Consider the following 20,659-nt stretch of genomic DNA (forward strand, 5'->3'; position numbering starts at 1 on the left):
GACGTGACCGATTTCCGCCAGCCGCGGCGCCCCGGCACGGGCTAGATTGGCTGCATGGCAACATCCACCGGCAGTCCCCGGCCCGACAGCATCACCCCCGCCGCCCCGGCGCCCGAGCCCGGCGCCGCGGCTCCCGCCGGCCACCCTTCCCGCCAGGCGGACCCGCCGTCCGGGCAGATCAGCCGGCTCGGGATCGCCGCCGTCGTCGTGACCGTGGTGCTCTGGGCCTCGGCGTTCGTGGGCATCCGCGCCGTCGGTCCGAGCTTCTCGCCCGGTGCGCTGACCCTGGGACGGCTGGCCGTGGCCGCCGTCGTGCTGGGCCTGGTGGTCCTCCCGACCTTCCGGAAGGCGGCCACGCTGCCCCGCGGGCGGGAATGGTGGCCGATCCTGGCATACGGCGTGATGTGGTTTGGCGGCTACAACGTCGCCCTCAATGCCGCCGAACACCTGCTCGACGCCGGCACCGCGGCGCTGCTGATCAACGTCAACCCCATCCTGGTCGCCGTCATGGCCGGCATCATCCTGAAGGAGGGCTTCCCGCGCTGGCTGATCATCGGCAGCCTGGTGGCCTTCGGCGGCGTGGCGGTGATCGCCCTCGGCTCCGGCCAGCGGTCGACGGCGGATGTGGCCGGAGTGCTGCTCTGCCTGCTCGCCGCGGCCCTGGCGGCGGTCAGCGTGATCGTACAAAAGCCGGTCCTGCGGAAGCTTCCCGCGGCCCAGGCCACCTGGTACGGCATCCTGATCGGCGCACTGTGCTGCCTGCCCTTCAGCGGCCAGCTCGCCGCCGAGCTGCAGGCCGCTCCCCTGCCGGCCACGCTGGGCCTGGTCTACCTTGGCGTCTTCCCCACGGCGATCGCGTTCACCACGTGGGCCTACGCCCTGTCCCTGATCGACGCCGGGCGGCTCGCCGCCACCACTTACCTGGTGCCCGGCACCACCATCCTGATCTCCTGGCTGGTCCTGGGCGAGATACCCACCGTCTGGGGCCTGGTGGGCGGGGCGATCTGCCTGGTCGGCGTCGCCCTGACCCGTCGCCGCCCTCGCCGCCGCACCCAGGCCGGGGCGTAGGATTCCGGCATGCCAGTTTCCCTGCCGCCCGGGCTGCCGATCCTGCCGTCCGGAGACGACGACGGCGGACCCGGCGCGCAGCTGCCCGCCGGCGAACCGTTCCCCATGTCGGAGGACGACTTCGAGGCGGCAGTCACCGATGCCTTGGACCGGATCCCGGCCGAGCTGGCCAGGACCATGGACAACGTCGCCGTCTTCATTGAGGACGATTACGTCCCGCAGCCCGGCGAAGACCCGGACACGGTGCTGCTGGGCCTCTATGAAGGGGTGCCGCTGACCGAGCGGGATTCCTGGTGGGACGCGGGCTCGCTGCCGGACCGCATCGTCATCTACCGCCAGCCGATCCTGGAGCTGTGCTCGTCCCGCGAAGACGTGGTCGAGGAAGTCACAGTCACCGTGGTCCATGAGATCGCGCACCACTTCGGCATCAGCGACGAGCGGCTGCACGAACTGGGCTGGGGGTAGCCCGGCCGTCCCGGCTTCCCACGAGCGGCGCAGCGTCCGCCCTGCCCGGCTGCCCGGATGCGCCCTTGCCTGCACGGGCGGCTAGCCTTTAACCCATGGGACACGACCACAGCCATTCGCACGGCATCACGGCCACCGGGAAGCACCGGAAGCGCCTGGTCGCCGTCCTGGGCATCACGTTGTCCGTGGTCCTGATCCAGGTCGCGGGGGCTTTGTTTTCCGGGTCCCTGGCGCTGCTGGCCGACGCCGGGCACATGCTCTCCGACGCCGCCGGCGTGTTCATCGCGCTGCTGGCCGCCTGGATCGCCGCGCGGCCCGCGAGCGACCAGCGGACCTACGGCTACCAGCGGGCCGAGGTCCTGGCGGCCCTGGCCAACGCCCTGGTGCTGATCGTCATCTCCGTCGTCATCTTCACGGAAGCCCTGCGCAGGCTTGGCTCGGCCCCCGAGGTGCACACCGACGTCATGCTGTTCGCCGCCGTGCTGGGCGCGGTGGCCAACCTGGTCTCGCTGCTGATCCTCCGCGGCGCGCAGAAGGAAAGCCTCAATGTCCGCGGCGCCTACCTTGAGGTGCTCGGTGACCTGCTGGGTTCCTTCGCCGTCATCGCCGCCGCCGTCGTCATCATGGTGACCGGCTACCAGGCGGCGGACACCATCGCGTCGATCCTGATCGCGCTGATGATCCTGCCCCGCGCCTGGCACCTGCTGCGCGACGTCGTGGACGTGCTCCTTGAGGCCACCCCCAAGGGTGTGGACGTCCAGATGATCCGCGAGCACATCATGTCCGTCGACGGCGTCGTGTCCGTCCACGACATCCACATCTGGACCATCACGTCCGGTGTCCCGGTCTTCTCTGCCCACGTCGTCGTGGAGGACGAGGCGCTGGGCGCGCGCGGGGCGGACCGGGTGCTGGACAAGCTGGTGACCTGCCTCGGATCGCATTTCGATACCGAGCACTGCACCTTCCAGCTCGAACCGGCCACGCATGCGGAGCACGAGGCCCACCAGCACGCCTAAGGCCGGACCGCCCTAGGACAGGATGTCTTTGGTCGCGAGCCGGGCGTAAGCCAGCGCGCCGAACACCGCCACGTAGCCGGCCTGCAGCAGGGCGTTGGCGGCAAAGGAATCCCAGACCACGGGCTGGCGCAGCAGATCGGCGAAGTCGAGCCAGCGGTGGCTGAAGAGCCACGGGTGCAGCCAGTCAAGCTGCGGCAGCGCGTCCGCAACCTGGGTGACGACCGCCAGGACCACCGTGGCCGCCATTGCGCCGACGGGCACGTCGGTGAGGGTGGACATGAACAGTCCGACGGCGGCCAGGCCCACGAGCGATACGGCCAGGTACGCGGCGATCAACAGCAGCCGCCCCACCGCCTCGGCGGGTCCGATCGAGTCCCCGGACAGCAGGGTCACTGGCCCCACAGGGAAGAGCACGGCTCCGATGCCGGCCCCGACGAGGGCGATCGTGAACGGTGCCGCGATGGCGAACACCACGGCGCCGGCGTACTTGACCAGCAGCAGCCGGCCCCGGCCGGCGGGGCCTGCGAGAAGGTAGCGGAGGGTGCCCAGACCGGCCTCGCCCGCCACCGTGTCTCCGGCCACCACGCCGATCGTGAGCGGCAGGAAGAGCGGGACAGCGACGAGCATGGCCGTGATGCCGACGAAGAGCCCGTTCTGGCTGATCCGGTCCAGGAAGGCAGGGCCCCGTCCGGGCGGGACCGCCGAGGAGAGCCGCACCGCGACGGCGATCAGCACCGGGACGGCGGCGAGCGCGAGCAGCATGGCCCAGGTCCGGCGGCGCCGGAACAGCACGCCGAGCTCGGAGCCGAGCAGCCGCAGCCCGGGCAGGGATGTCGGCACGGAACCAGCCGGCCTCCGGTCATTGGGCAACGTCGAACCCCTCCCCCGTCAGTTCAACGAAGCGGTCCTCGAGGCTGCCCTGCTCCACGGTGAAGCCCCGGACCCGGACTCCCTCCGCCACCAGCGCCGCAACGAGGGTTTCCGGCGCCGGGGTGTCCGGCCCGGCCGGCAACCGGGCGCGCAGCACCGCCCCGTCCGGCGCATTGCCGGGCGAACCGCCGTTGAACCCGCCGCCGTCGGACGTCAACCCGAAGCGGGCCAGCACCGCCGCGGCACCACCGGGATCCGGGGTCACCAGCCGCACCCTCGGCTGGCCGGCCTGCCGCAGCTCCGCCAGGGCACCTTGCGCCACGAGCCGTCCGGCGCTCATGATCGCCGCGTGGGTGCAGATCTGCTCCACCTCCGCGAGCAGGTGGCTGGAGACAAACACGGTGGCCCCGTCCGCTGCCAGTGACCGGACCAGGTGCCGGACCTCCCGGGTGCCCTGCGGGTCCAGCCCGTTCGTCGGCTCGTCCAGGACCAGCAGCTCCCGGGGCGCCAGCAGGGCGTTGGCGATCCCCAGCCGCTGCTTCATCCCGAGCGAATAGGCCCGCACCTTCTTGTCCGCCGCGTGCGCCAGGCCCACCCGTTCCAGGGCGGTGCGCACCCGCGCCTGCCGCGTCCGGGTTGGAGCGTCCGGATCCGCGGCATCGAAGCGCTGCAGGTTCGCGGCCCCGGAGAGGAACGGGTAAAACGCCGGCCCCTCGACCAGGGCACCGACCCGGGGCAGCACGGTGCGCAGCTGCCGCGGCATCTCCTGGCCGAGGACCCGGACCGACCCGCCGGAGGCTGCGGCCAGCCCCAGGAGGATCCGGATGGTGGTGGTCTTGCCGGAGCCGTTGGGGCCCAGGAACCCGAACACCGAACCCCGGGGAACGGCCAAATCGATCCCGTCGACCGCCAGTTGCCGGCCGAAGCGCTTGCTCAGGCCCCGTGTCTCGATGCTCAGTTCGGCGGGCGGCGCGTCAGGAACCGCGACCCCCGCGACGGTGGCCGCCGGCGCGGCGGGGCCGACGCCGGTCACCGGCCGGCGGCCACGGCCTGGAGCCGCTCCAGCGGGACGGAGACAGCCAGGACGCGCCCGTCGTCGAGGATCAACACGTTCAGCAAGGCGGTGGAAAGCAGCTTGCCGCCGGGAACGGGGACCGCGGCCTTCGCCAGCAGCGCGGCGGCGTCGCCGTTGCCGCCCTGCTGCCGGGCTGCGTCGGCGGCAAACGCCCCCGCGGGCAGTTCGACGACCGACTCCCAACCCGTGCCACTGACCTTGGCCTCGCCCTTCGGATGTACCTTGCCGTGCGCGTTAGGGCCGGGCCGCTTCGTGTCTCCGGCCCTGTGGTCCGGCACCGGCAACTCCTTGACGGCGGCACCCTGGGGCGGGCTGAACCGGAAGACAGAGGCATCGGGGGCCTCGAGGGAGAGTTTGCTGAACGCGACGCTGAACGCCGGCTCCGATTGTCCCCGGGCTTTCACCTGCACGCCCAGCGGCATGCCGTTGCGGCCATCGACCGAAATCTCCACGGCAGCCAGCAGGCTGGTGGAGGACCGCGGTGTCAGCACCAGCCGGTACGCCGCGCGGCCGGCAACCTCGGCTTCGGGCCCGACGGTGACGTCACTGCTGCGCCCGAGCCGGGCCAGCAGCGCCTCGGCGAGCCGGTCCGGCTGGGGGACGGCATCCTGGCGCGGTTCCGGCCGGGTACCGGCCGGCAGCTTCGCATGCGCCGCGGTGTTGTCCTTGGAGTTGTAGAACCAGAGATCCTGCCCGTTCCGGACCACGTTCCGCTCGGCGAACCGGTCCAGGACCTGGATCCGGGCCTGCTCCGGCCCGCCCCGGTAGACCCGGGCGGTGTGCGGCCCGGTCAGGAGCTCCAGCCAGGCGGTATCGCCCCCGGCGCTTGCCGGCGGCAGTTCCGGCAGGCCCAGGCTGGAAGTTTGCTCCACGGTTCCGGAGAAGGCCGCGTCCCGGTGCCCGGTGACCAGGGCCAGCACCTGCGCAGGTGACTTGTCGGGCAGCGGGTCCCCGGCGTTGGCCGGCAGTGAACCCGCCAGCACCCCGGCGGCAATTACAGCGGGAACGGTTGCGGCTGGCAGCCAGCGCAACCACTTGCGGGTCATTACGACCGCGCTCCGTCATGGCAGCTCATACCTCAAGGTTACGCCTGTCCCGGGCGGGGATCACCGGGGGCGGCGTCACTGGCGGCGCCGGATCCGGCGCCGCCAGTGGCCGGTCAGGAGCCGAGCATCGGGCCGAAGCTGGGCCGGTCGGCCAGCCGCGGGTCCTCCCGGTCCGGGACGACCATGACCGGCCCCTTGGCGTGGTGCAGGATCCCGTCGGAGGTGGATCCGAGCAGCATTCCGGCGAAGCCGCCCCGGCCCCGGGTGCCGACCACCACGAGTTCAACATGCCGGCTGGCGTCCACGAGGATGTCCACCGGGGAGCCGTCCACCAGTTCGGTCTGGACCTCCAGCCGGGGGAAGTGGCTCTTGAGCCATGCCACCCCGGCGTCGAGCTGGACCCGGATATCGGCGAACAGGGCCTCGCGGTCCATCGGGGCCGGCACCCAGGCGAGCGATCCGCTGTACTGCGGCACGGCGCAGACCAGGCGCAGCGGCGTGGAGAGGCGTTCGGCCTGGGCCGCGGCTTCGAGCACCGCAACCCGGGCCTGGTCCGAGCCGTCCACGCCGACGACCACGACGTTTTCCACCGGCTGGGTGCCGGCCTTCTCCCGCTCGGCCCGGACGTGTTTGTCGTCGGTGGTTTCGCCCAGCCGGTCGCCGCAGACCAGCGGCACCGTGACCGTGGGGCACTTGGCGTGGGCGGGAAGCGCGCTGCTGACCGAGCCGAGGAGGCGGCCCACGAAGCCGCCGCGGCCGCGGGTGCCGAACACCAGCAGTTCTGCGCTCTCTGACAGCTCCAGCAACACCCCGGAGGCGTCGCCGTTTTCCACCGAAGCGTCGACGTCGATGCTGTACCGCGCCACCTTGTCCAGCGCCTGCTTCAGGATGGCCTCGGCTCCTTCGCGGATCACGGAGTCATCGACCGTGGCGTAGCCGCCGTCCAGGCCGGATGCGGCGAAGACCGGCACGGAGTAGGCGGTGACGATGTGGAGCGGACGGCCCCGCCGCTGCGCCTCGCGGGCGGCCCAGACGAGGGCGCAATGGCTGTGGTCGGAACCATCCACGCCGACGACGATGCCCCCTGGCGCCGAACGCGCCCCAGCGGAGTCTCCGGCCGAATCCGGGTGCACCTGTTCTCGGGCCATGGGGTCCGCCTCCTCGCGTCTCGTGGCTGTGTTGCGGCTATTCTGCCAGAAGTGCCGCGGTGCGGCGCGCAGGGCGCCGGGAGCCGGAAAACGGGGAAACAACCGGTCCCGGAGCAACCCTGTTCAGGGCGCAGAATCTTGGGTATCCTCTGAGGCGTTACTAAACCGAGACTCGTCTTTCAGATCGCCGCTTCCGGGTGAAGCGCGGCTGGGCAGCCGGGGAAGGACGTTCCGGGATTGGCCCGGAACCGGCGTTATTCGAGGAAGGACTCCGCAGTGTCGAGCATGCCTGTTTGCGGCGGAATCGAGCGGACCAGCGCCGTGGTAATCGGCACCGGCCTGTCCGGGCTGGCGGTAGCCAGCGAGCTGCAGCGCCGCGGGGTGGAAGCCATCGTGGTGGACGGACTCGACCTGCTGGGCGCCGGCAACCCGGCCAACACCTCGTCGCTGCAGCGGTGCGATGCGGCGGACGCCGCCACCCTCCGGGAGCGCAACGAGATCCTGCGCCACCTGCGGAACTACGCTGCCAGCCACAACCTTGATGTCCGGAACAACGTCCGCGCCCTGCAGCTGGACCACCTCGACGCCGACGGCCCGCTGGCCGGCGGACACGGGCTGCCCGTCCCGGGGAATGCCGCCCAGCACTGGGCGGTCAGCACCCCGGGCGGTATCCTCTACGCGGACCACCTGGTGCTGACCCGCTGCGCGCACAGCCAGCTGCGGCGGATGCTGGCCGAGCTTGGCGTGGCCGCCGGCCAGAACCTCATGGCCGCCATGCACGCCATCGGGATGTACCTTGTCGGGGTGGGTGAGCTGATCACCCCGACGCCGAAGGAAGTGCTGCGCCAGGCGAAGCTCGTCGGCCAGGCCATCTCCGCGAAGGTCAACTCCGACGGCATGCCCGCCCTGCTTCCGGGCGGGCTGGCACTGCCCGCCTAGGCCCGGAAGCCCGGGCCGGGCTCAGCCCGCGGGCTCCGCCTCCTGGTTAGTCCCGCGGCCCCTCGCCCGGGGCGCTGCCGGCGCGCGCGCCGTCGTCGCCGCCCCGGTCATCGAGGCGACGCTTGGCCATCAGGCCCAGGGCCACGAGGATGCCCACGGCCACGGCAACGAAGATCACAATGCTCCACGGGAAGGGCTGCGAAGCGTCGGGCGCCGGCGTGGGCGCCACGGTGGTTCCCGGCTGGGCGGTTCCCAGCGTGGGGACATTGCCGGCCGCGGGGGCCGTGCCGGCCGCCGGCGACGTGGCCGGCGTCGTGCTTCCGCTTGCCGGTGCGGCCGCGGTGAAGGTGAAGGTCCCCTCGACGGGGTGGCCGTCGGAGCTGGATACCCGCCACTGCACGGTGAAGGCCCCGGCCGGTGCGCCCTCCTTAAGCTTCTGGGACACCACGTTGTCCTGGATCTCGACCGCACCGTCGGCCCAGTTGGTGCCGGCGCCGTCGCTGACCTTGACCTGGGTGCCCAGTGCCAGGGGTGGCTCACTCATGGTGAGTTCGACCTGCTGCGGCGGGACCGGAACGGACGCACCGTCGGCCGGGCTGGTCGATCCGACGGCGTCGTGCGCCGACGCCGGCGCCGCTCCGAGCAGGACTGCCGACAGGAGGACGGCGGCTGCAAGGATGGCCCTGAGTACGGCGTGGGGAAGCTGGCGGATGCTGGGCATGACGAAGGCACTCCTTGATGTTGGCTTCCTTACAGACTAGGCGAGATTGGCGGGGCGGTGCGCCCGGGCCTAATAGGATTTAGGTGACACCCTTTTTCCCTCCCGGAGGACCAATGCTTAAGCAGGGCTCTGCACTCGACCGGTATTTCAAGATTTCCGAGCGGGGGTCGAACTTCTCGCGCGAAATCCGCGGCGGGTTCGCCACCTTCTTCGCCATGAGCTACATCGTGGTGCTCAATCCGCTGATCCTCTCCGGCGCCGATTCCTCCGGCGGCACGCTCGGGTTCCCGGCAGTGGCAGCCGTCACCGCCTTCGCGGCCGGCATCCTGACCATCCTGATGGGCGCCTGGGCCAAGCATCCCTTCGCCCTGGCCACCGGGCTGGGCGTCAACGCCTTCGTCGCGGTCACCGTCGCGACCAACCCGGGCCTGACCTGGCCGGACATGATGGGCCTGGTGGTCCTCTCCGGCGTCACCATGCTGATCCTGGTGCTCACGGGCTTCCGGACCGCGGTCTTCAAGGCCGTTCCGGAGGGGCTGAAGACGGCGATCGTGGTCGGCATCGGCCTGTTCATCGCCCTGATCGGCCTGGTCAACGCCGGCTTCGTCCGCCGCATCCCCGACGTCGCCGGCACCACGGTCCCGGTCGGCCTTGGCTTCGACGGCAAGCTCCTGGGCTGGCCCACGCTGGTGTTCGTCGTCGGCCTGGTCCTCACCATCGCCCTCGTGGTGCGGAAGGTCAAGGGCGCCATCCTGATCGGCATCGTCACCTCCACCATCCTCGCCGTGATCCTGGAATTCACCCTGCACATCGGGCCCAGCTTCGACGGCAAGAACTTCAACCCGCAGGGCTGGTCCCTGGTGGCCCCGAAGTTCACCGAGTGGGCCGCACCTGACCTGTCCCTGATCGGCAAGGCCAACCCGTTCGGCGCGTTCGAACACCTCGGTTTCGTGGCCGCGACCCTGCTGGCCTTCGTGATCCTGCTGAGCATCTTCTTCGACGCCATGGGCACCATGGTGGGCCTGGCCACCGAGGCCGGCACCATCGACAAGGACGGCAACATCCCGAACGTGGACCGTGTGCTGCAGATCGATGCCCTCGGCGCGATCGTCGGCGGCGGCGCGTCCGTGTCCTCCAACCAGATCTACGTTGAATCCGGCGCCGGCATCGGCGAAGGCGCCCGCACCGGCCTGGCCTCGATCGTCACCGGCCTGCTGTTCCTGGTCGCCATGTTCTTCACCCCGCTGATCAACCTCGTCCCGTTCGAGGCCGTGGCTCCGGCGCTCGTCGTCGTCGGCTTCATGATGGTCTCCCAGGTCGGCAAGATCGACTGGCAGGACTGGGGCATCGCGATCCCCGCCTTCCTGACCTTCACCCTCATGCCGTTCACCTACTCGATCGCCAACGGCCTCGGCGCCGGCTTCATCTCCTTCGTGCTGATCCGCCTCTTCCAGGGCCGCGCCCGCGAAGTGCACCCGCTGATGTGGGCCGTGGCCGCCGCGTTCCTGCTGTTCTTCGGCATCGGTCCGATCGAGGCGGCGCTCGGCATCCACTAGGATCCCCGCGCGCCGTCCCCTCCGCCGAGATGACAGATCGCGGCAGTGTTTCTCGAAAACACTGCGGTGAACTGTCATCTCGGCGGCATTTAAGGGAGTTTCCGGGATTTCGGACACTCCGACGGCGGCGCTGCTGGTTTTCCGGCCCGGCCTGCTGTGAGCTTGGAGCATGCCTTCCGCCACCACTACCGTCGATGTTCCGCCGCAGCCCTGGACCGGGAGGTTCGACGGCGACGGCGCCGAACACCGCCGCTGGTGGCAGGCCGTGACGCCCTTCGCCCAGCCTTCGACGCAGCACCGCGGGCCCGGCCAGGCCGGCGCCCGGCCCGCCGTCATCCTCGGTTTCGGCAGCGACGCCGGCGTGCGGCGCAACAAGGGCCGGGCAGGGGCGGCGGCGGCCCCGGCAGCTCTCCGGGCGGCACTGTCCCCGCTCGCCTTCCACCTCGACCGCGACGTCCACGACGCCGGCGACGTCACCGTGGCCGGCGACGCGCTGGAGGCCGGGCAGGCGCGCGCCGGGCTCGCCATCACGGGGCTGCTCGACGCCGGCGCCCTCCCCGTGGTCCTGGGCGGCGGCCACGAGACCGCGTTCGCGAGCTACCTGGGCGTGGCCGGCTCCGCCGCGGTCCGCGAAGGCCTCCGGGTGGGCGTGCTGAACCTCGATGCCCACTTCGACCTCCGCGACGAGCCGGTACCCAGCTCCGGCACCCCGTTCCTGCAGATGGCCCGGGCCGAGGCCGCCGCGGGCCGGGAACTGACGTACGCCGTCGTCGGGATCTCCGAACCGAACAACACCGCCGCGCTGTTCCGGACCGCTGCGGAACTGGACGTGGACTACCTGCTGGATGAGGACTGCTCCGCGGAGGCGGCGCAGGCTTTCGTGGCCGCGTTCCTCGCGCAGGTGGATGCCGTGCACCTGACGATCGACCTCGACGTGCTGCCGGCATCCGTGGCGCCGGGCGTCAGCGCGCCCGCGGCCTACGGCGTCCCGCTGCCGGTGATCAGCGCCGTCTGCCGCCAGATTGCTGCGAGCGGGAAGCTGCTGCACCTGGACGTCGCGGAACTGAACCCCGAATTCGACGTCGACGGCCGCACCGGGAAGGTCGCCGCGCGGCTGGTCAACACGCTGCTGCGGTAGCCGCCGGGGCCGGCGGACCGCCGCCCCGCGCCGCCGGAGGGGCCGCTCAGATGGCCGTATGCGGGGCCTGGCCCTCGTCGCCGTGCTTTTCCACCGCGCGGCGCTCGCGCAGCCGGTCCAGCCGGTTCATCACCGGCGCGGTGGTGGCCCCGTGCAGCACGATGGACATCGCCACCACGAGGGCCACGAAGGCCCAGAGCTCCTGGGCCTGGGCGCCGAAGTTCCCGTGGCCCAGGGCGAAGGCAAGATAGTAGAGCGAGCCGATGCCGCGGATTCCGAAGAAGGCGATGGCGATCCGTTCCCGCGGCCCGGTCTTGCCCCGGGCCAGTCCGATCCAGCCGGCCAGCGGGCGCACCAGCAACAGGAAGGCCAGCGCCACCAGCACCTCGGCCCACCCGATCCCGGCCAGCAGGCCGCGGGCAATCGCCCCGCCCAACAGGACCAGGATCACCACGGTCAGAAGCCGCTCGAGCTGCTCCACGTAGGAGTGCATGACCCGGTGGAACCCGTGGGTGCGTTCGGCGGCACGGATGGTGACGGCGCAGACAAAGACGGCGACAAAGCCGTACCCCTCGGCAAGCTCCGTCACACCGTAGGCCAGGAACGTCGCCGCCAGCGCGACGAACCCCTCGGAGTGGTTGGACAGCCGGATGCTCTCATGCCGGGCGGAGAAGAACAGCCGGCCCAGGAGCTTCCCGGTACCAATGCCCAGCAGCACGCCGATCACGATCCGCCAAAGCACGTCCACGGCCAGCCAGTTCCCCAGCCAGCCCGACGGCGCGGCGCCGACAAAGCTGATGGCGATGGCCAGGTAGACGAACGGGAAGGCGAGCCCGTCGTTCAGCCCGGCTTCGGAGGTCAGCCCAAAGCGGATCTCATCCTCGCGCTCGGTTGCCTCATCCTCGTCGGCCGGTTCCCCCACCTGCACCTCGGAGGCCAGCACGGGGTCGGTCGGGGCCAGCGCGGCCGCGACGAGGAGCGCTGCGCCGAGGCCGAGTCCCAGGAACCAGAGCCCGAGCAGGGTCAGCCCGATGATGCACAGCGGCATGGCCAGGCCCAGCATCCGCCAGGTCGTCGACCAGCGGCGGAGCCCCACGGGCCGGTCCAGCGCCAGCCCGGCGCCCATGAGCGAGATGATGACGCAGACCTCGGTCAGGTGCGTGACGAACTCCCCGTGCTGCAGGGGGTCCGGGTTGGGCAGGCCGGGCATCAGGGTGAATGCCAGCATGCCCGCGCCCAGGAACACCATGGGCATCGAGAGCGGCATGTTGCGCAGCAGCTTGGGCAGCACGGCCGCGACGAAAACCGCGATTCCCGCCGCAACGAACGCGACGCTGGGTCCTTCAAACATGGGTACGCCCTCCTGCCGCGACCGGGAGCGTCCCCGGAATGGGTCGGGGCGCCGTTCCAGACAGAACGGCGCCCCTCACTCCCCAAGATATACCGCTGACTGCACACTATCCGCCCAAGGCTGGGACGCCACGCCGCAGCCATTAGAATAGAGGGTGGCCAACCGGCCTGATTCTAGGAAAGACCAGTTTATGAACACACACACCATGCGGACCGAGGCCTCCGAGGCCACGTCCATCAAGCTCTCGTTCGCCAGCGCCCACGAGGTCCACCATGGCCTCGAAAACGCCGTCAACACGCTGATCGCCTCGGCCGCCCGGGACCGCCGCTGCGGGATCACCGTCACCCGGCACGAGCCGGGCGCGTACACCGTGGCGCTCGACGAGACGGTTCCCTTCGGCGAAACCCGCGAGGCTGCCGCCGCGTAGTTCCACCGGTCCCACCTGGGGCAGACGAGGCAGGGGCCGGCGGGGATCATTCCCCGCCGACCCCTGCCTTTTGTTGTTGCCGCCTAGCTCCGCCGCACCTGGACGCCGTCGGACTTGAGGAACAACTGTGCCTCCGACGGCGCCTCGGGCACCAGCCAGAGCACGTTGCCGCTGGAGGACACTTCCTCCACGTCCCCGGCCGCCAGAACCTGCGCGTGCTTGACGATCTCCACCCGGTCCCCGGCCCGCAGGCTCTTCCAGTCGGTTACCGTGGCGGCGAACGCCGTGCGCCTGGACAGAACCGTCCCGCGTGCTTTCATGAACTTCTACCCCTTTGTAGGTTCCTGTTTGTAGTTTTGTGCCACAACGTCATTGGTGTGGTCTTGGTCATATTCCTACTACATTTCCGGCGCCGGCGCCCGCCGTGTTGCCGAACATTTACGCCCGGACCGGAAATGTCGTTCCGCCCCGTATTTTCTTTGTTTTCAGGCCAGATTTCCGACGGCGGATTCGGCGGCTGCGCGGACCGCGCCGGAACCGACCAGCCGATCCGCGGCTTCCAGCTCGGGCGAGAGGAACCGGTCGGTGCCCGGGCCCTCGACGACCTCGCGGAGCGCCGCGATAACGGCGGACCCGGCCGGGCCCGGCGTCAGTTCGCCGCCGGAGAGCTGGGTGCGGATATCCAGGGCCCGGGCGGAGGTCACCAGCTCGATGGCCAGGATCCGCCGCAGGTTCTCCACCGCGCGGCGGAGTTTGCGGGCAGCGTGCCAGCCCATCGACACGTGGTCCTCCTGCATCGCCGAGCTCGGGATCGAGTCCACCGATGCCGGGACGGCCAGCCGCTTGTTGTCCGAGACCAGCCCGGCCTGGGTGTACTGGGCGATCATCAGGCCCGAATCGACGCCGGGATCCGCGGCCAGGAAGGCTGGCAGGCCGTGCGAGCGGGCCGGGTCCAGCATCCGGTCGGTGCGGCGCTCGGCGATGGAGCCCAGGTCGGCGACGGCGACGGCAAGGAAGTCCAGCACGTAGGCCACCGGGGCACCGTGGAAGTTGCCGTTGGAGCTGACCCGCCCGTCCGGCAGGACCACCGGGTTGTCGATCGCGGCGGCCAACTCGCGGGAGGCCACGAGGGCGGCGTGGTCGACGGTATCGCGGACCGCTCCGGCCACCTGGGGGGCGCAGCGCAGCGAGTAGGCGTCCTGGACCCGGGTGTCGTTGACCCGGTGCGAGGCCACGATCGGGGAGTTGGCGAGCACCCGCAGCATGTTGTCCGCGGACGCGGCCTGCCCCGGGTGCGGGCGGAGCGCGGCGTGCAGCTCGGGCAGGAACACCTGGTCGGTGCCGAGCAGCGCCTCGACGCTGAGCGCGGCGGTGATGTCCGCCGTCGTGAGCAGCTGGCGGAGGTCCGCGATGGCCATCAGCAGCATGCCCAGCATGCCCTCGGTGCCGTTGACCAGCGCGAGGCCTTCCTTCTCGGCCAGGGTCACCGGCTCGATGCCGTGCGCGGCGAGCAGCTCGGCGACCGGCCGTGTTCCGGCGGCGCCGTACAGTTCGCCGTCGGGGCCGGTGGCTTCGCCTTCGCCCATCAGCACGAGGGCCACATGGGAGAGCGGGGCGAGATCGCCGGAGCAGCCGAGCGACCCGAACTCGCGGACCACCGGGGTGATGCCGGCGTTCAGGACATCGACCATGGTCTGCAGCACTACAGGCCGGACGCCGGTGCGGCCGGAGGCGAGGGTCTTGGCGCGCAGGAACATGATGCCGCGGGCCACTTCGCGTTCCACCGCCGGACCCATGCCGGCGGCGTGGCTGCGGATCAGGGACTTCTGCAGCTGGGTGCGCAGTTCGGTCGGGATGTGCCGGTTGGCCAGGGCGCCGAAGCCGGTGGAGATCCCGTAGGCCGGGACCTCGCTGTGGGCGAGGTCGTCAATGTGCGCGCGGACTTTCGCGACGGCGTCGAGGGCGTCCTGGGCGATGGTCACGTGCGCGCCGTGGCGGGCGACGGCGACGACGTCCTCGGGGGTGACGCCGCTGGAACCGAGGGTGACGGTGAGCGGTTCGTGGGTTGTGACGGTCATTTCGACCTTCCTGAATTTGAGGGTGTGGTCCTGGGAGCCTCGTCGATTGCTCCGTAGGTGCCCTTTTGAGGGCTCAAAACGGCGATTACGGAGCAATCGACGGCGATGGGGGCTGGGTTAGCGGGATTCGCTCATGGGGATGCGGACGCCGCGTTCCTTGGCGACTTCGACGGCGCGGTCGTAACCGGCGTCGGCGTGGCGGATGACACCCATGCCGGGGTCGTTGGTGAGGAGGCGTTCGAGCTTCTGCGCCGCGAGGTCGGTGCCGTCGGCGACGGAGACCTGGCCGGCGTGGATCGAACGGCCGATGCCGACGCCGCCGCCGTGGTGCAGGGAGACCCAGGTGGCGCCGGAGGCGGTGTTGAGCAGGGCGTTCAGCAACGGCCAGTCGGCGACCGCGTCGGAGCCGTCGGCCATGGCCTCGGTTTCACGGTACGGGGAGGCGACGGAGCCGGAGTCGAGGTGGTCGCGGCCGATCACGATGGGCGCCTTGACCTTGCCGTCCTTGACGAGCTGGTTGAACAGCAGCCCGGCCTTGGCGCGGTCGCCGTAGCCCAGCCAGCAGATCCGCGCCGGCAGGCCCTCGAATTCGACCCGCTCGGCGGCGGCGTCGATCCAGCGGTGCAGGTGCTTGTTCTCCGGGAAGAGCTCCTTGATCGCCGCATCAGTGACCGCGATGTCCTCGGGGTCACCGGAGAGGGCCACCCAGCGGAACGGGCCCAGGCCCTCGCAGAACAGCGGGCGGATGTAGGCCGGGACGAAGCCGGGGAATTCGAAGGCGCGCTCGTAGCCGCCCTTGCGGGCCTCGTCGCGGATCGAGTTGCCGTAGTCGAAGACCTCGGCGCCGGCGTCCTGGAACTCGACCATGGCCTGGACGTGCCGGGCCATCGAGGCCTGGGCCTTCTTGGTGAAGCCTTCCGGGTCGGCCGCGGCTTCGCGGTGCCATTCCTCGACCGTGATGCCCTCGGGCAGGTAGCTCAGCGGGTCGTGGGCCGAGGTCTGGTCCGTGACGATGTCCACGGTGAGCTCGCCGGCGTTGTGCCGGCGCAGGATCTCGGGGAAGACCTCGGCGGCGTTGCCGACGTAGCCCACGGACCAGCCGCGGCGCTCTTCCTTGGCCTTCAGGACCTTGGCGATTGCGGCGTCGAGGTCGGTTTCGACCTCGTCGAGGTAGCGTTTGCCGGCGCGGCGGCGCAGCCTGGTCTCGTCGACGTCGACGATCAGGCAGGCGCCCTCGTTGAGGGTCACGGCGAGCGGCTGCGCGCCGCCCATGCCGCCGCAGCCGCCGGTGAGGGTCAGCGTGCCGGCGAGGGTGCCGTTCTCGTCGCCGGTGAGTTTGCGGGCGATCGCGGCGAACGTCTCGAAGGTGCCCTGCAGGATGCCCTGGGTGCCGATGTAGATCCAGGACCCGGCGGTCATCTGGCCGTACATCATCAGGCCCTCGGTCTCGAGCCGGCGGAATTCGGGCCAGGTGGCCCAGTCGCCGACGAGGTTGGAGTTGGCCAGCAGCACCCGGGGGGCCCATTCGTTGGTGCGGAAGACGCCGACGGGCTTGCCGGACTGCACCAGCAGGGTCTCATCCTTTTCCATGGTTTCCAGGGTGCGGGTGATGGCGTCGAACGCGGCCCAGGACCGGACCGCGCGGCCGGTGCCGCCGTAGACCACCAGGTCATCGGGGCGTTCGGCGACCTCGGGGTCCAGGTTGTTCATCAGCATGCGCAGCGGGGCTTCGGTCTGCCAGCTCTTGGCGGTGAGCTCGGTGCCGCGGGCTGCTTTGACCGGGCGGGCACCGGTGGTGAAATCGGCGGGTGCCATGGGGGCTCCTTCGTTGTCTCGTGTGGTTCCGGGAAGAGGTTCTGTATCAACTAAAGCCTGTCCTGAACCCCGCAAACAGAGGGTTTCGGACGGCACTGTCCGGGATACCAGACCCGCCTGACGCGGGCTGGATGCGCTTCGGCGGCCGCGCGCCGGAGCTACTGCGGTCCGGCGGGCTCCGGCGTCCGTGGATCCTGAGCGAGAGCTCGTCGGCGACTTTCTTGATCCGCGCGGCCAGCACCGGCCATTGGTCCGCGGGCAGCTTGTCCTCCAGGAACGTCACGGCGACGGCGGCCGTCGGCCAGCCGGTGTGGTCCGTGACGGCGGCCGCGATCGAGCCGAAGCCCGGGGTGACCTCGCCGTGCTCGGTGGCGTAGCCGCGCTGCCGGACCTGGTCCAGGTGCGAGGACAGCGTGGAGTACTTGGTTATCGGCGATTCGGTCTCGTGCCGGGAACTGAAGGCCGCGGCGTTCGGGTACAGCGCCCGGACCTGGGATTTCGGCAGCGCGGCCAGGATGGCGCGGCCGCTCGCGGTGAGGTGGCTGGGCAGCCGGACGCCGACGTCGGTCACCAGCGAGGGGCGGTTTTTCGCCCGTTCCTCGACGATGTACAGCACGTCCCGTCCGTGCAGGACGGCCAGATGGGCGCTCTCTCCGATCACGTCCACAAGCGAGGCGAGCATGGGCCGGCCGAGCCTGGAGAGCGGCTCCTGGCGGGAGTAGGCGGAGCTGAGTTCGAAGGCGCTGATGCCAAGGCCGTAGCGCTGCTCCTCGTGCAGGTGCAGCACAAAGCCGTTCGCCTCCATCACGCCGAGCAGGTGGTAGACGCTGGACCGCGGCAGCCCCAGCGTGGTGGCGATGTTCGACGCCGCCATCGGCCCGCGTTTTGAGGCCAGCAGTTTTAGGATGCGCAGCGTATTTTCGGCCGCCGGCACCTTGGAAGCGGCTCTGGCGACCGGCCTGGCGGCCTGCCTGGGCGCGGTGCCGGGCGTTTCCCGGGGCGGGGTGGCTGCAGTCATGTGGTCCTCTTCGGCGTCGAGTGGTGTCCGGTATCCCGTACTTAAGGATGCACCCGGCTCCGGGCCCAGGCGGCACGAGGGTTGATCGCGGTGTCTGTAATACCAGACGATGCCTGGCGCTGCCGCGTCCGGGAGGCAACCACTTGAGTATGTTCGGCCGCGGGCCAAGTAGCCCTCTGAAAAGAAGAGGTAAATGTTACTCGTGTTACTGGTGTGCCTTGTCCCTACGCTTGCGGAACGGGGGCACCGGAACACAGGCGGCAAGGCTGGGGAGCCCGTCCACCCGTTCCGGTCCCCCGCGAATGAACGTCGTTCGCAGGCAAGGAGCCGTCCGATGGGCATTTCCTCAGCACATCCCGCACCTCTTCAGCCGGCGGCGCGCGTCGTACGCTTCCTGGGGCGGGCAGCCGGCCGCCTCCGCGGGGCGCACCCGCCCTTCCGGATCGGCGACGTGGTCACCGGGGACGACCCGTTCAATGGCCGCCGCACCGGAACCGTCACGGTCATCCGGGCGCCGTTTGTCGGGCTGCGCATCCCGGGCACTCCGGCCGGCACCCTGGTCTATTTCGACCACCGTGACGTCGAAGCCCTCCGCTGATTACCGGAGCGGCCAGGGCGGCCGGGCGGCCGTGCAACAGGATGTGCAGGGCACCGCAACGCCGGAACCCGCCCGGACGCTGACGTCCGGACGGGTTCCAGTGGCGGGGCGGGGGTGCCGGGATTTACCGGGCGGACCAGCCGCCGTCCATGGTGTAGCTGGCGCCCGTCACCATGCCGGCGTCGTTCGAAGCCAGCCACGCGACCAGCGACGCGACTTCCTCGGGCTCGACCAGCCGCTTGACGGCCGCCTCGGTGAGCATGATCTTGGCCAGCACCTCCGACTCCGGGATGCCGTGGACCTTGGCCTGGTCCGCGATCTGCGACTCGACCAGCGGCGTGCGGACGTAGCCGGGGTTGATGCAGTTGGACGTCACGCCGTGCGCGCCGCCTTCCAGCGCCGTCACCTTGCTAAGCCCTTCCAGGCCGTGCTTGGCGGAGACGTAGGCGCTCTTGAACGGTGACGCCCGCAGCCCGTGGACCGAGGACAGGTTGATGATCCGGCCGAAGTTGTTGGCGTACATGTGCGGCAGCGCGGCCCGGATCAGCAGGAACGGGGCTTCGAGCATGAGGGTGATCAGGCGGCGGAAGTCCGCCGGATCAAAGTCCTCGATCGCGCTGATCCGCTGGATCCCGGCGTTGTTGACCAGGATGTCGCAGTCCAGGCTGAGCGTCTGCAGGGCGTCGACGTCGAGCAGGTTCACCGCCCAGGCGGTGCCGCCGACCTCGTCGGCGAGGGCGGACGCCGCGGCTTCGTCGACGTCGGCAACCACCACCTTTGCTCCCCGCGCTGCCAGGGCGCGGACGCTGGCCGCGCCGATCCCGCCCGCGCCGCCGGTAACCAGGGCCTTTCGGCCATTGAGTGAATTTTCCATTACCCAGCCTTCCATTCGTAGAGACACACGGTTCGAGTCAAACGGTCCACCGACCTCCGGTGACGAGTCAAGCAGTTCAGCGTCCGGCCGGGACCAGTCCCTCGCGTTCGGCGTCGGCCCGGTCCACGTCCTCCAGGGCGATGCCCTTGGTTTCCTTCAGGCTGAGGACGGCCGCCGTGGTGATGGCACAGGCCACCACGAGGTAGATGGCCGTCGGCAGCCAGGAGCCGGTGTCCTTGAGCCATGCGGTGGCCAGCAGGGGCGCCAGCGAGCCGGCGAAGATCGAGGTGACCTGGGAGCCCAGCGAGACGCCGGCGTAGCGCATCCGCGTCGGGAACAGCTCGGACATCAGGGCGGGCTGGCCGGCGTACATGAACGCGTGCAGGCACAGGCCGATCGTCACGGCGAGCACGATGATGGCCGGGTTGCGGGTGTCGAACATCGGGAAGGCGAAGAACGGCCAGGAGGCCCCGCTGATGGCCCCGACCAGGTAGACCGGCTTGCGGCCCCAGCTGTCCACGAGCCGGCCGACCTGCGGGATGACCAGGAAGTGGATGACGTGGGCGATCAGCAGCGCCAGCAGCAGCGAGGAGGTGTCGTACTTGTGCACGCTCTTGAGGTAGACGATGGCGAAGCTGACCACGAGGTAGTACATGATGTTTTCCGCGAACCGCAGGCCCATGGCCTGGAGGATGCCCTTGGGGTATTTGCGGATGACTTCGCGGACGCCGTAGCTGACGGCCTGTTCCTGCTCGAGCTGGGCCTTGGCCTCCAGGAAGATCGGAGCCTCGGAGACGTGGGTGCGGATGTAGTAGCCGACGAACACGATCACGGCGGACAGCCAGAACGCCACGCGCCAGCCCCAGCCGAGGAAGTCGGCGGCGCTGAGGACGTTGGACATGATGAACAGGACCAGGGTGGCCAGCAGGTTTCCGACCGGCACGGCGGCCTGCGGCCAGCTGGACCAGAACCCGCGGGAGGCGTTCGGGCTGTGTTCGGCCACGAGCAGCACGGCGCCGCCCCATTCGCCGCCCAGCGCGAAGCCCTGGATGAAGCGCAGGAAGACCAGCAGGGCCGGGGCGAGGTAGCCCAGTTCCGCGAAGCCCGGAAGGCAGCCCATCAGGAAGGTGGAGACGCCGATGATGACGATGGTCAGCTGCAGGGTGGGTTTGCGGCCGAGCTTGTCGCCGATCTGGCCGAAGACGATGCCGCCCAGCGGGCGGGCCACGAAGCCGACGGCGTAGGTCAGGAACGCTTGGATGATGCCATCGAGCTCGTTGCCCGTAGCGGGGAAGAAGTATTTGCCGAAGACCAGGGTGGCGGCGGTGGCGTAGAGGAAGAATTCGTACCATTCCACGACGGTTCCGACCATCGAGGCGGCGACGATTTTCTTGAGGCCGGCGCCCTTGGCGGCTGCGGCGGGGGGTGTTGCGGAGCGTTGGTCTACGCTCATGTA

The 20,659-nt window shown here is 70.2% G+C and carries 20 protein-coding genes; 8 read left to right on the top strand and 12 right to left on the bottom strand.

Translation table 11 applies throughout. The features are described from left to right. The first annotated feature begins 54 nt into the window (after window positions 1-54). The 3 genes from ACTWLI_RS04555 to ACTWLI_RS04565 all read left to right on the top strand — a co-directional run bounded on the left by ACTWLI_RS04555 (window position 55) and on the right by ACTWLI_RS04565 (window position 2,549). Window positions 55-1,068: a DMT family transporter gene (locus ACTWLI_RS04555; RefSeq protein WP_445155486.1), complete on the top strand. Its 1,014-nt coding sequence runs from the start codon at window positions 55-57 to the stop codon at window positions 1,066-1,068. Between the two features lie 9 nt (window positions 1,069-1,077). Next, complete coding sequence (locus tag ACTWLI_RS04560; RefSeq protein WP_445155487.1) at window positions 1,078-1,533, top strand: metallopeptidase family protein; 456 nt, start codon at window positions 1,078-1,080, stop codon at window positions 1,531-1,533. A 95-nt stretch (window positions 1,534-1,628) separates the two neighbouring features. Next, entirely contained in the window at window positions 1,629-2,549 is a 921-nt protein-coding gene (locus ACTWLI_RS04565; protein ID WP_445155488.1) for a cation diffusion facilitator family transporter, read from the top strand. Window positions 2,550-2,561: 12 nt separating this feature from the next. Here ACTWLI_RS04565 and ACTWLI_RS04570 read toward each other — a convergent pair whose 3' ends face one another. The 4 genes from ACTWLI_RS04570 to ACTWLI_RS04585 form a co-directional block, all read right to left on the bottom strand. Continuing rightward, window positions 2,562-3,419, bottom strand: a complete 858-nt coding sequence (locus tag ACTWLI_RS04570; protein WP_445155489.1) for an ABC transporter permease — start codon at window positions 3,417-3,419, stop codon at window positions 2,562-2,564. After that, window positions 3,409-4,377: an ATP-binding cassette domain-containing protein gene (locus ACTWLI_RS04575; protein ID WP_445156118.1), complete on the bottom strand. Its 969-nt coding sequence runs from the start codon at window positions 4,375-4,377 to the stop codon at window positions 3,409-3,411. Before ACTWLI_RS04575 ends, ACTWLI_RS04570 begins: the two co-directional genes overlap by 11 nt. Before the next feature lie 71 nt (window positions 4,378-4,448). Continuing rightward, window positions 4,449-5,540 carry a LolA family protein gene (locus ACTWLI_RS04580; protein WP_445155490.1) on the bottom strand — a complete coding sequence of 364 codons (1,092 nt, stop codon included), beginning with the start codon at window positions 5,538-5,540 and terminating at the stop codon, window positions 4,449-4,451. A 113-nt stretch (window positions 5,541-5,653) separates the two neighbouring features. Beyond that, on the bottom strand, window positions 5,654-6,688 hold the full coding sequence (locus tag ACTWLI_RS04585) for a universal stress protein (protein WP_445155491.1): 1,035 nt from the start codon (window positions 6,686-6,688) through the stop codon (window positions 5,654-5,656). A gap of 285 nt (window positions 6,689-6,973) precedes the next feature. Here ACTWLI_RS04585 and ACTWLI_RS04590 point away from each other — a divergent pair, with 285 nt between their 5' ends. Next, on the top strand, window positions 6,974-7,627 hold the full coding sequence (locus ACTWLI_RS04590; RefSeq protein ID WP_445156119.1) for an FAD-binding protein: 654 nt from the start codon (window positions 6,974-6,976) through the stop codon (window positions 7,625-7,627). 46 nt (window positions 7,628-7,673) lie between these two features. Here the strand turns inward: ACTWLI_RS04590 and ACTWLI_RS04595 are convergent, their stop codons facing one another. Continuing rightward, complete coding sequence (locus ACTWLI_RS04595) at window positions 7,674-8,348, bottom strand: copper resistance CopC family protein (protein ID WP_445155492.1); 675 nt, start codon at window positions 8,346-8,348, stop codon at window positions 7,674-7,676. A gap of 113 nt (window positions 8,349-8,461) precedes the next feature. Between ACTWLI_RS04595 and ACTWLI_RS04600 the strand changes: the two genes are divergently transcribed. Then, window positions 8,462-9,904 carry an NCS2 family permease gene (locus ACTWLI_RS04600; RefSeq protein ID WP_445155493.1) on the top strand — a complete coding sequence of 481 codons (1,443 nt, stop codon included), beginning with the start codon at window positions 8,462-8,464 and terminating at the stop codon, window positions 9,902-9,904. Window positions 9,905-10,073: 169 nt separating this feature from the next. Further along, window positions 10,074-11,042: a formimidoylglutamase gene (gene hutG, locus ACTWLI_RS04605; protein WP_445155494.1), complete on the top strand. Its 969-nt coding sequence runs from the start codon at window positions 10,074-10,076 to the stop codon at window positions 11,040-11,042. A 46-nt stretch (window positions 11,043-11,088) separates the two neighbouring features. On the opposite strand, the gene ACTWLI_RS04610 is transcribed toward hutG, so the two are convergent. Next, window positions 11,089-12,393, bottom strand: coding sequence for a cation:proton antiporter (locus ACTWLI_RS04610; protein WP_445155495.1), 1,305 nt, complete (start codon window positions 12,391-12,393; stop codon window positions 11,089-11,091). 190 nt (window positions 12,394-12,583) lie between these two features. Here ACTWLI_RS04610 and ACTWLI_RS04615 point away from each other — a divergent pair, with 190 nt between their 5' ends. Continuing rightward, on the top strand, window positions 12,584-12,820 hold the full coding sequence (locus tag ACTWLI_RS04615; protein WP_200947914.1) for a hypothetical protein: 237 nt from the start codon (window positions 12,584-12,586) through the stop codon (window positions 12,818-12,820). Between the two features lie 83 nt (window positions 12,821-12,903). Here the strand turns inward: ACTWLI_RS04615 and ACTWLI_RS04620 are convergent, their stop codons facing one another. The 4 genes from ACTWLI_RS04620 to ACTWLI_RS04635 form a co-directional block, all read right to left on the bottom strand. Beyond that, window positions 12,904-13,140, bottom strand: coding sequence for a hypothetical protein (locus ACTWLI_RS04620; RefSeq protein ID WP_445155496.1), 237 nt, complete (start codon window positions 13,138-13,140; stop codon window positions 12,904-12,906). Window positions 13,141-13,305: 165 nt separating this feature from the next. Continuing rightward, entirely contained in the window at window positions 13,306-14,898 is a 1,593-nt protein-coding gene (gene hutH, locus ACTWLI_RS04625) for a histidine ammonia-lyase (RefSeq protein ID WP_445155497.1), read from the bottom strand. 117 nt (window positions 14,899-15,015) lie between these two features. Beyond that, window positions 15,016-16,713, bottom strand: a complete 1,698-nt coding sequence (locus ACTWLI_RS04630) for a urocanate hydratase (protein ID WP_445155498.1) — start codon at window positions 16,711-16,713, stop codon at window positions 15,016-15,018. 46 nt (window positions 16,714-16,759) lie between these two features. Continuing rightward, complete coding sequence (locus tag ACTWLI_RS04635) at window positions 16,760-17,731, bottom strand: IclR family transcriptional regulator (protein ID WP_445155499.1); 972 nt, start codon at window positions 17,729-17,731, stop codon at window positions 16,760-16,762. Window positions 17,732-18,065: 334 nt separating this feature from the next. Between ACTWLI_RS04635 and ACTWLI_RS04640 the strand changes: the two genes are divergently transcribed. After that, window positions 18,066-18,329 carry a hypothetical protein gene (locus ACTWLI_RS04640; RefSeq protein ID WP_445155500.1) on the top strand — a complete coding sequence of 88 codons (264 nt, stop codon included), beginning with the start codon at window positions 18,066-18,068 and terminating at the stop codon, window positions 18,327-18,329. Between the two features lie 124 nt (window positions 18,330-18,453). Here the strand turns inward: ACTWLI_RS04640 and ACTWLI_RS04645 are convergent, their stop codons facing one another. Then, on the bottom strand, window positions 18,454-19,203 hold the full coding sequence (locus tag ACTWLI_RS04645) for a 3-hydroxybutyrate dehydrogenase (RefSeq protein ID WP_445155501.1): 750 nt from the start codon (window positions 19,201-19,203) through the stop codon (window positions 18,454-18,456). A gap of 76 nt (window positions 19,204-19,279) precedes the next feature. Then, complete coding sequence (locus tag ACTWLI_RS04650; RefSeq protein ID WP_445155502.1) at window positions 19,280-20,656, bottom strand: MFS transporter; 1,377 nt, start codon at window positions 20,654-20,656, stop codon at window positions 19,280-19,282. Between the last annotated feature and the right edge of the window lie 3 nt (window positions 20,657-20,659).

Source organism: Arthrobacter sp. Hor0625, assembly GCF_052567525.1.